This window comes from Bacillus sp. C30, from assembly GCF_040838255.1.
Lineage (GTDB): Bacteria > Bacillota > Bacilli > Bacillales > Bacillaceae_G > Bacillus_A > Bacillus_A mycoides.
In genome coordinates this window covers 1-2,050 of the sequence record NZ_JBFPJH010000571.1, presented here as the reverse complement: position 1 = coordinate 2,050, position 2,050 = coordinate 1, and the positions used below count along the sequence as shown (strand labels likewise).

General features: G+C 37.5%; 1 pseudogene. It reads left to right on the top strand.

The window, feature by feature from the left end:
- Nucleotides 1-404 precede the first annotated feature (404 nt).
- Nucleotides 405-2,050, top strand: a pseudogene (locus tag AB3X49_RS22975) (DUF2207 domain-containing protein); the annotation flags it as partial.

Here is a 2,050-nt window from a genome sequence, read left to right as displayed (position 1 = left end):
ACGTTGACTTCGAAGTGATTTACGATTTGGTTTGGCTATACGCTAAAACAGCTGATCCTAATCTTCCTGATCCAATTACATGGCTAGATGGATTTGACGAGTTTCCTATTTACGATATTATGCCAGAAATTAATGACATGATTCAAAGTACAATGGGAGCAAAAAAAAAATAAAGAAAAATAATGGAGAGCAAGGAGCCTTCGGTGATGATGATTTAACCACCGATACATTCCTTGCTCTTTGTTATAAAGCAAAGTTAACACATGGCGATTTAGAAGAAATGACCGTTGGTGATTGCTTTGATTATATTGCTGAATTTGCGGAAATGGAAAATCCAGATAAAGAAAAAGTAAGAAAAGCGAATCAAAAAGATTACGATTCTTTCTAAGGAATGAGGTGAAAATATGGCAGGAAGAATGAAAGGGATTACGATTGAGATTGGTGGAGAGACCACAGGACTTCAAAATGCTTTGAAAGATGTTAATAAACATAGTAATGATTTAGCTAAAGAACTTAAAGATGTTGAGCGACTGTTAAAGTTTAATCCTGGCAATGTGGAAGCATTAGCACAAAAACAAAAGTTACTTACACAACAAATTGAAAATACAACACAGAAGCTAGATAAATTAAAGGCTGCTGAACAACAAGTCCAAGCTCAATTTCAAAATGGAAAGATTTCAGAAGAACAATATCGAGCTTTTAGGCGTGAAATTGAATTTACACAAGGGTCTCTTGATGGTTTGAAAAACAAACTCGGTAACATGAAAACTGAACAAGAAAGTGTAGCAAATTCAACAAGACAATTAGAAACTTTATTTCATGCTACAGGAAAAAGCGGTGATGATTTTGCCGGAGCATTAGGAAATCGTCTTGTGAATGCAATTAAAAGTGGAACAGCTACAAGTAAGCAGTTAGAACAAGCGATTGGTCTTATCGGAAGAGAAGCATTAGGAACAGAAGCAGACATTGAAAAATTACAACGTGCGCTTCGATCCGTGGATGATGGAAACTCCATACAGCAAGTACGAAATGAGTTAAGAGATTTACAACAAGAAGCCGGAAGAACAGAAAAGAAGTTTGAAGGGCTAAAAATTGGATTAGAAAATGTTATTGGCGGTTTGGCGGCTGGTGGCGGTATTGCTAGTGCAGTTGAAAAAGCAATGGATATGTCAAGCTTAAAAACTAAGATTGATATAACATTTGATGTCCCCGAATCATCAAAAAAATCAGTAGAAGAAGCTGTGAGAGGCGTAACAGCCTACGGTGTGGATGCAGAAGCATCTTTAGAGGGTGTACGTAGGCAATGGGCTTTGAATAAAAGTGTAAGTGATGAAGCAAATGCAGCAGTTGTTAAAGGAGCGGCAGCTATTGCCCAGGCTTATGAAGGTATAGATTTTACTGAATTAATTCAAGAAACAAATGAGATTGCGAATGAGTTAGGTTTAACTAATGAAGGCGCATTAGGTTTGACAAATTCCCTTTTAAAAATAGGTTTTCCACCAGAACAATTAGACATTATTGCTGAATACGGTGGACAGTTAACACGAGCTGGCTACAATGCTGAAGAAGTCCAAGCAATTATGGAAGCTGGTGTTGAAACAGGCACTTGGAATATTGATAACCTATTAGACGGATTGAAAGAAGGTCGTATCAAAGCGGCTGAATTCGGTCAAGGTGTCGATAAAGCTATGAAAGAAACGTTAGAAGGTACTAATATTTCAGCTGAACAATTGCAAAAATGGGGAGAAGCTGTAGCAAATGGTGGTCGTGAGGGTTCAGCGGCTATGACTGATATTGCGCTAGCATTGTCTCAAGTAGAAGATGAAACGAAACGTAATGAATTAGGGGTACAACTATTCGGTACGATGTATGAAGACCAGGGACAAAATATCATTAATACATTGCTAGGAGCAAAAGAAAAAACAATTGATTTCAAGAATAATCAAGATCAATTGAACGACTCCATAAAGAAAATGGATGCATCCCCAGCAGTTAAATTCCAACAGGCAATGCAAGATTTACAAGTTGCTCTTCAGCCCGTTCTTAGTGT